General features: G+C 74.2%; 9 protein-coding genes and 2 pseudogenes. All 11 read right to left on the reverse strand.

The annotated features are described in order from the left end of the window. Positions 1-249 (reverse strand): annotated as a pseudogene (locus tag C1J01_RS43830) (hypothetical protein); the annotation flags it as partial. Further along, positions 203-1,072, reverse strand: coding sequence for a sugar phosphate isomerase/epimerase family protein (locus tag C1J01_RS43835; protein WP_111184934.1), 870 nt, complete (start codon positions 1,070-1,072; stop codon positions 203-205). The gene C1J01_RS43835 and the pseudogene C1J01_RS43830, both read right to left, overlap by 47 nt. Further along, positions 1,069-1,914, reverse strand: a complete 846-nt coding sequence (locus tag C1J01_RS43840) for an SCO3242 family prenyltransferase (RefSeq protein ID WP_111184935.1) — start codon at positions 1,912-1,914, stop codon at positions 1,069-1,071. The genes C1J01_RS43835 and C1J01_RS43840 overlap by 4 nt, the downstream gene beginning before the upstream one ends. Then, positions 1,911-3,050, reverse strand: a complete 1,140-nt coding sequence (locus C1J01_RS43845; protein WP_111184936.1) for an inositol-3-phosphate synthase — start codon at positions 3,048-3,050, stop codon at positions 1,911-1,913. Before C1J01_RS43845 ends, C1J01_RS43840 begins: the two co-directional genes overlap by 4 nt. Before the next feature lie 247 nt (positions 3,051-3,297). Then, on the reverse strand, positions 3,298-4,119 hold the full coding sequence (locus C1J01_RS43850) for a hypothetical protein (RefSeq protein WP_235855067.1): 822 nt from the start codon (positions 4,117-4,119) through the stop codon (positions 3,298-3,300). After that, positions 4,106-4,471: pseudogene (locus C1J01_RS43855) on the reverse strand (ROK family protein); the annotation flags it as partial. The gene C1J01_RS43850 and the pseudogene C1J01_RS43855, both read right to left, overlap by 14 nt. Further along, complete coding sequence (locus C1J01_RS53360; RefSeq protein ID WP_268958809.1) at positions 4,383-4,604, reverse strand: hypothetical protein; 222 nt, start codon at positions 4,602-4,604, stop codon at positions 4,383-4,385. The gene C1J01_RS53360 and the pseudogene C1J01_RS43855, both read right to left, overlap by 89 nt. Continuing rightward, complete coding sequence (locus C1J01_RS43860) at positions 4,601-5,317, reverse strand: GntR family transcriptional regulator (protein WP_111184937.1); 717 nt, start codon at positions 5,315-5,317, stop codon at positions 4,601-4,603. The genes C1J01_RS53360 and C1J01_RS43860 overlap by 4 nt, the downstream gene beginning before the upstream one ends. Then, a complete protein-coding gene (locus C1J01_RS43865) occupies positions 5,314-5,538 on the reverse strand; it encodes a hypothetical protein (protein WP_111184938.1) in 225 nt (74 codons plus the stop codon). Before C1J01_RS43865 ends, C1J01_RS43860 begins: the two co-directional genes overlap by 4 nt. 391 nt (positions 5,539-5,929) lie before the next feature. Beyond that, on the reverse strand, positions 5,930-6,307 hold the full coding sequence (locus tag C1J01_RS43870) for a hypothetical protein (protein WP_146615948.1): 378 nt from the start codon (positions 6,305-6,307) through the stop codon (positions 5,930-5,932). Next, the gene (locus C1J01_RS43875; RefSeq protein ID WP_235855066.1) at positions 6,304-7,704 is read right to left on the reverse strand and encodes a nitronate monooxygenase; all 1,401 of its coding nucleotides are present in this window, start codon (positions 7,702-7,704) and stop codon (positions 6,304-6,306) included. The genes C1J01_RS43870 and C1J01_RS43875 overlap by 4 nt, the downstream gene beginning before the upstream one ends. Between the last annotated feature and the right edge of the window lie 180 nt (positions 7,705-7,884).

A 7,884-nucleotide genomic window follows, 5' to 3' on the forward strand; every position in this document is an offset into this window, starting at 1 on the left:
CTCCACCAGCCCCACCGCCTCCGGTCCCGCGTCCAGGTCGGGCAGCGCGGACAGGATCGCCAGCCGCTCGCCGCTGTCGCCGCGTTCGTACAGGTCGCGGAGCACCGTGTGGTCGCCGCGCAGCGCCCGCATCAGCGCCGCGCGCGCGTCGGGGCCGCCGCGCCGCTCGGCCTGCGGGAAGAGCAGGTGGATCGCCTTCGGGTCAGCCTCCACCCGCCGGACGGCCTCGCTCAGCCAGTCCTCGGTCATATGCCCTCCTCAGGAAATCGATCGACCGGCGGGCGACCTGCGGGGCCGCGTGACCGTGCCGGGCCAGCTCGACCGCCACCAGGCCGGAGTAGCCGCTCAGCCCGGCGAGCACCGCCGGGAAGTCGATCTCGCCCTCGCCGAACTCCAGGTGCTCGTGGACCCCGCGGCGCATGTCCTCGATCTGCACGTGCACGGTGTACGGCAGCGCGCGCCGCACGCACGCGGCCACGTCCTCCCGCTCCACGCAGTGGGCGTGGCCGACGTCGAACGTGAGGCCGAAGCGCGGGTGGGCGCCGAGCATCGCGCGCAGCCGCTCGAAACCGTCCAGGTCCTGGACGAGCATCCCGGGCTCCGGCTCGAACCCCAGGGTGACGCCGGTCCGGTCGGCCACGTCGAGGAGCGGTTCGCACCGGCCGGCCAGGCGGGTGTACGCGTCCTGCTCGCTCATGCCGTCGGGCCGGGCCCCGCTCCACAGGTGCACCACGGGGGCGCCCAGGTCGGCGGCGATCCGCATCGCCGTCGTCAGGAACTCGGCGCGGCGTTCCGCGCCGTCGCTGATGAGGGTCGGATGGTGCTTGCGCCAGGGATCGAGGGTGTAGCGCCCGCCCGTCTCCACGACGGCGGCCAGGCCCAGCCGGTCGAGCAGCCCGGCGATCCTGGACACCTCGGCGGCCAGGCCGGGGGAGTACGGGTCGAGGTGACCCCGGTCGAGGGTGATCGCCGCGCCCGCGTAACCGAGCTCGGCCAGGACCTCGAGCGCCTCGGTGAGCCGGTGGTCGCCGAAGCCGTTGGTGCAGTACGCCCACTTCGTGACGCCGCTCATGATGTCGCCATCCGGGACGAGAGCCAGCGGCCCACGGGCAACGAGCACAGCAGCGCGCCCGCCGCGGCGAACCGGCCGTTCCCGGCGACCGCCGCCGCCTGGAGCGGGATCAGCGCGAGGATGCTCAGGCGGACGGCTCTCCGTACGCTCTCGGGGTCGGGGCTGGCCCGTAACCCCGCCTGGACCGGCAGGGTCGAGGCGAGATACCCGGCGATGAGGACGCCCGCGCCTGCCCGGGCGGCGGTGTCGCCGCGCACGCTGGAGGCGACCGCCAGCGCGGCCGCCGCCCCGCTGGCGGCCAGCGCGCGCCCGGCGGTCGCGGGCGACGCCCCCGTCACCTCGGCCCGGCCCAGGACGCTGATCCCGTACGTGTGCGCGCCGACCGCCAGCGCCATCGGCACGGCGGCGCGCGTCTGGGTGCCCGCGCCCATGAGCACGTCGAGGGCGCGGCAGGCCGCCATCGAGGCCGGGCCCGCCGCCGTCCGTTTGAGCCCCAGGTCGTACGCCCACACCGCGCCCGCCAGCAGCGCGGCGGTGGTGAGGCCACGACGCCCGCCGGCGACGGCGGCGACGGCCAGGCCGGCCCCCGTCAGGGCGGTGGCGATGCCGAGCGCGGCCCCCGGACGGACCCGGCCGGACGGGATGGGCCGCTCCGGCCGCTCGGCGGCGTCGGCCTCGCGGTCGGCCCAGTCGTTGAGCGCCATGCCGGACCAGTACATGAGCACCGACGCCACGGCCAGGCCCGGATTCGCGCACCGGCCCGCGGCGGCGGCCCCCGCCATGGTGTCGCCGGGCACCGACAGCGCGGCCGGGGCCCGGACCAGCTCCAGCAGCGCCCTCACGACAGCTCCTCGGCGAACGCGCGCAGCCGGTCGTACTGGGCGGCCAGCGCGTGCTCGCCGCCGCCCAGCGGGTTCTTGAAGAAGTAGCCGAGCTCGGGCAGCGGGCCGTGCCGTCCGCGCTCGTGCGCGCGGGCCACCAGCCGGGCCAGGTCCAGCACGAGCGGGGCCGCCAGCGCCGAGTCGCAGCCCTGCCAGGTGAACTGCAGCGCCATCCGCACCCCGAGGAACCCCTCGAAGGTGACGTGGTCCCAGGCGGTCTTCCACTCGCCGAGGTCGGCGACGAAGTCGATGTGCGTCTGCCCCTCGACGGGCTCGTCGAAGACGCCGGCGACGACCTGGTCCTTGGACAGCTGCTTGCTGGAGCGGGCGGCCGGGTCGGCGAGCGTGGCGCCGTCGCCCCCGCCGAGCAGGTTCAGCCCGGACCAGGAGCGCACGCGCAGCGCCCGGCTCGCGAACATGGGCGCCAGCGCGCTCTTGACCAGCGTCTCGCCGGTCTTGCCGTCGCGCCCGGCGTACGGCACCCGCCGTAAGGCGGCCAGCTCGGCCAGCGCGGGCAGGGTGGGGCCGGTGGACGGGGTGAACTCCACGTAGCCGCAGCCGGCCTGGAAGGCGGCGTAGGCGTACAGGCTGCTCGGCGGCAGGACGTCGGCGCCGGCCGCGAGCCGTTCCTCCAGGTCGGCCAGCCGGGCGAACTCCGGTCGCTCGGCGGCGGGCGGCTCGGTGGAGGAGACGTTCACGACGACGACCCGGGCCAGGCGGTGGCGGCTGCGGAAGGCGGCGATGTCGTCGCTCAGACGGGCGGCGGCGGCTGCCTGGTCGCGGTCGCCGGGCACGTGACCGGGCCGGATCTCGGCGTCGGCGGCGTCCAGGTCGGCGGCGATCAGATCGGGCAGGTGAGGGGGGACGACTCCGGCCCTGCCGAGTTGCTCGGCGCGTTTGCGCAGAGGCGTCTCGGTGATGTCGTGACCGCCGAAGACGAGGCCGGCGAGCGGGACGAGCGTTGCGGGGAAGTGGGGGGTTTCGGTCACGCATCCCTGCGGGGGCGCGAGTCCGGCTTTGATCGCGGCGGCGCCGGCGGTCGCGGTGGTCGCCACGGATCCGCGTGCGCCGATGAGCCACACACCGACCTTGTCCATGGAAGCTCCTGTGTGTCGGGCTTCATGCCGTATGCGAGGTGCATACGGTATGTCAGTTAAGAGCGACTTTTACCGATGGTCAAGCAGAAGTTGATCGACGTCCGTCGGATCGTCCGCGCCTTAGGAGCACCGCCGCCTGAACTCCCGCCGACCCCGGCATATTTCGAGCTCCAGCCGAAGCGAACATCTCGCCGAAGAGGTCCGGACCACTGTCGCAAAGTGAGCTTTGTACTGGAATATCGCCTCTTTAGTTGTACGGACCACTACGCCAGGCTACTGACACCATCCACTGATCAGAAGAATCCGTGCGCACTCGACGATGCGGCACCGCACTGACGGGCACCGCCGCGCTGACGTTCCCGACGGCCGGTCCCGTCCACGCGGCCCGAGGGCCCGGTGACCGGTCTCGTCTACGGCGCATGGGAGCCTGGCCGGTCCCATCTACACCGCCCGGAGTCGGCGATCGGTCCGTTCCACGCCGCCCGGGAGCCGGCGAGGGGACCCGCCTGGGTCGCTGTCGACGGCGTCCCGTCAGAGATCCCCCATCGGCTCTCCCAGCAGACCGCCGGCGTCCTGGCCCTGTACGCTCCGCCTTCCGGCCTACGGGCGTCAACGCGTTCGGCGACGAGGCGATCCCCGCCGACGGCGCGGTCCTGTCCGCAGCCCCGGGCGGTAGCCCGGACGCAGGTGTCCTGCACGACCACGTGCGCGCGGGCGATCGGCTCCAACGCGCTCCACCAGCTCCGCCAGGCCGGAGCGGCACGACTCGAACGTGCGTCACCAGTCCCGTTACACGTGGCTGACGACCTGGGAGACGGTCACGACCGGGCCTCGTCCAAGACGCGGGAAAACCGCGCCGAGCTCGGCGGCGGCCACCCCCCTCCGCCGCCGAGGAGACGTCCGCCATGACCAGCGCCCCCGCCGCGTGGACGCGCCCGATCGTCTCGCCCAGCCCGAGACCGTCGGGCCGGGGACGCGAGGTGGCGTCGAGCGCGACGATGTCCGCCCCCGCCCGCGCGATCGTCAGTGCTGCCGCCGCGCGCCAGCACGCCGGCCGCGATCGCGTCACCGGCCTCGGCCCGCTCGACCACCGGGCGCAGATCGTGCTCTCCGGCGGCGGCCGTCATGGCGGGCCCGGAGGCGACGGCCTCGACGTGGCCTTCCGCGCCGCAGGAGCAGGCCAGCCCCTCCGCCTCGGGCACCGGCACCTGTCCCAGGTGACCGGCCGCGCCGCGCGAGCCGGGCACGACGCGGCCGTCCAGGGCGAGCGCCCCGCCGACGCCGGTGCCGACGGTCACGCCCAGCGCCGTACGCCAGGCGGTGCCCGCCAGCTCACCCGCGAGGAACGCGTGCACGTCGTTGCGGACCAGCACCGGCAGCCCGAGCGCGTCCTCCAGCAGCCGGGCCGTGGGCCAGCTCCGCCGCCACCCGCACGACCGCGCGGGGCCCCTGCGCGGCCGGGGCCGGCGCGCACGCCCGCCGGCGGATGCCGCCGTCCAGGGTCACCAGCCCGACGGCGATCTTCGTGCCGCCGATGTCGACGCCCAGCCTCACGTTCTGCGGCCTCTCGCGATCGACAACCGGTAGTCGTAGCGGTCGGCGCGGTACAGGCTGATCACCCGCTCCACCACCCGGCCGCGCGCGTCGTGCGTCACCCGCGAGACCCGCAGCGCCGGGAAGTTGTTCGGCACGCCGAGCAACTCGGCCTGCTCACGGTTGACGACCGTGGCCGAGATCGTCTGGTCCGCGTGCTCCGGCGCGGCGCCGGCCGCCTCCAGCACGTCGTACAGGCTCTCCACCTGCCGCCGCGAGGCCAGGTCCGGTACCAGGTGCTCGGGCACCCAGGCGTTCTCCAGGCACATCGGCTCGCCGTCGGCGGTGCGCAGCCGGGTGACGTGCACCACCGGCGTGCCCGGCTCCACGAACAGGTCCCGAGCCACGTCGATCTCGGCGGGCTCGCTCTCCAGCCGCAGCAGCTTGCCGCCGGGCACCATGCGCCTGGCCCTGATGTCCTCGCTGAACGAGCTGAACGTCAGCGACTTGGTGATCTTCCCCGCGTCGGTGACGAACGTGCCCGCCCCCTGGACGCGGTAGACGCGCCCGTCGCGCACCAGGCCCTCCACGGCCTGTCGCACCGTCATGCGGCTCACGCCGTAGCGCTGCATCAGCTCCCGCTCGCTCGGCAGCGGGTCGTGCGGCGCCATCCGCGTGTCGATGAGCTCGGCGAGTACGCGCCGGAGCGTCGCGTACTTGGTCTCCTGCGTCATCCTTCGACCGCTCCCTCTCCGACGCCCCGGAAGAAGAACCTCTGCAGGGTGAAGAACAACGCCGCCTCCTCCTGCAGCGGCAGGTTGCGGAAGCCGTTACGGCACGGCAACACCGACAGGCCGGTCACCGCGGTCGTCAGCACCACCCCCGAGCAGCGTGTCGACCTGACTTCGACCAGGGGGTCGCCGGCGGCCAGTCGGACGGGGACGGTCGTACGCATGGCGCTCCAGGAGGAGAGGCGGGCGAATTGGTCCGTACCACTAGCCGAGAGTGTGGATCGGGCACGAAGCAACTGTCAATATGCCGCCGAAGCGATTCGGGATCTGTCCGTACCACTTCGTCGCCGCCTGGAACGTGCGGATCGTCTGGTTGGACTTCGAAGCGCCTCGACTTGCCATCCGCCGTACGCGTGGGCGAGCGAGGCCGAGGGCCACCCGGCCCCCGGCGGATGAGCTCGGCGACGGCCGCATCCCGCACGAGAACCCCGCCTGCCGGGCCATGCTCACCAACGACCGCTGACGCAAGGCACGGCGGCTTTCACCGCTTCACGCTGACCAGCGCACGGGCATGCACCGCCAACGCGTAATGCCCACTATCGGACGAGCCGCGGATCAGCGTTCGCGGACGGCGGCGCGGGCGCGAGGGATGCCGGTCGCCCCCAGCCGGAGCCGGGCGTGGAAGTCCTCGACGGCGGCCAGGACGCCGTTGACGGTGCGCCACGCGTAACGGCCGGTCAGCAGGTCGTGGTAGGCGTGCGCGGTACGGACGGCCGTGACCGTGTCGGCCAGCGGCCCGGCCGGCAGCAGCCCGCGCGCCGACGCCGCCGTGACCCAGGCCAGGTACGCGCGGACGCGGCGCAGGTAGGCGGCCCTGCTGGAGGCGGCCAGAGACGAGCCCGCCAGCGCGGCGGCGTACACGGCGAACATCCGGTCGTAGGGGGTCGGGAGCTCGCCAAGGGGCGGCGAGCCTTCTTTCGACCGAGCTCTCATGGGACCGCGGTCCCGAGAATGCTGGCCACGACGTCGGCGGCCGTGTGGTCCTCGGGCAGATCGTGCAGGAACCCGGTGTCCTGGCCGAGGGTGAGCAGGGCGGGCTCGTGGTAGCCGTCGGCGCGGTGCCGGCCCAGGCCGATGGCGGCGGTCAGGCCGTTGCACAGGCAGAGCCGCCCCTCGGCGTCCTCCTCGCGGCCGCCCTTGCGCACGTAACCGTCCACCGGCTCGGCCGGACAACGGTAGCCGATCCCGCCGCCCGGCCTGGTGAACGGCGTGCGCAGGTAGCCCAGATCGCACAGCCGGGGCCGCCGTTCGTACGGGCCGGGCTCCGACAGGGTGCCGGGCAGCCGGGCGACCTTGAACGGGAAACCCGTGGGCGAGGCCCGCGGATCGTTGCGCACCTCCAGCGCCCCGCGCCTGGCCCGATCCGCCAGCCGGCGCCGGAGCGCGTCGTCCAGCCCCGACTCCCGGCACAGCGCGAACGCCGAGCCGACCTGGATCCCCGCCGCCCCCGCCGCCTGCGCCCGGGCCAGGCCCTCGGGCGTGCCGTAGCCGCCGGCCAGCCAGAACGGCAGCCCGAGCGCGGCGACCTTGCCGGTGTCGGCCTCGTCGCGCGGGCCGTAGACGGGCTCACCGGCCTCGTCCAGCCTCGGTCTGCCGCGAGGCGGGGCGCTGTGCCCGCCGGCCACCGGCGTCTCCAGCACGAACCCGTCGGGACGGGTCTCCGGCGAACGGGCCAGGTACGCGGCCAGCACGTGGGAGGAGACGACCGCCAGCAGCTTCGGCCGCGGCGGCGGCACGGTGGGGCGCGGCATCAGGGCGGCCGGGTCGAGGCCGACCGTGTGCCGGGCGTCCCCGGCGCCGGCCACGGCGACCGTGATCTCCGCCGGGCGGTGCGCCGCGAACGCGTTGAGCAGCCTCGGGATCTCGGCCGGGATGCCAGCGCCCATGAGCACGTAGTCGACGCCGGCGAGCATCGCCCCGTAGACGGCGGCCGGGGTGGCGAGCTGGATCTTCTCCAGGTAGTTGACCCCGATCGGGCCGTCGTGGCCCTGCCGGGCGAGGAAGACCTCGGCGAAGTTGGCGGCCACGGTGAGCTCGTCACGGGCTTCGCTGGGGCGCAACCCGAGCCGGGGCACCGGCCGGTACGGCTCGCCGGGCGCGATTCCGCCGGGCACGAAATAGCGGTCGAGGACGCGTTCGGCGATGGCGGGCACCGGGAAACGGGACAGCGCGTGCCGCAGGTGGCCGCCGGGGTCGCCGTGCTGCAGGCGGCGGGCCAGGGTGACGTCGAGCGCGGTGCCCGACACCACGCCGAGCTGGCCCGTCATCGCGACGGCACGCGCCAGCCGCCACCCGGACACCCCCACCCCCATACCGCCCTGGATCAACACGGGCTCACCCCTGACGACTGCCGACGTTCCAGCACATTGATCCGCAAAGGACAGCACGCAGTACTCCAGACAAATCGGTCGATCCGCGAAAGCCACATGAGGGCGGCCAAGCCGCCGACACAAGAGCCAGGGACGGGCTTGGCGCGCATGAGGAGCAGGGGAGGGCGGATCGATGGCGGG

The organism is Nonomuraea aridisoli, assembly GCF_003236395.1.
Lineage (GTDB): Bacteria > Actinomycetota > Actinomycetes > Streptosporangiales > Streptosporangiaceae > Nonomuraea > Nonomuraea aridisoli.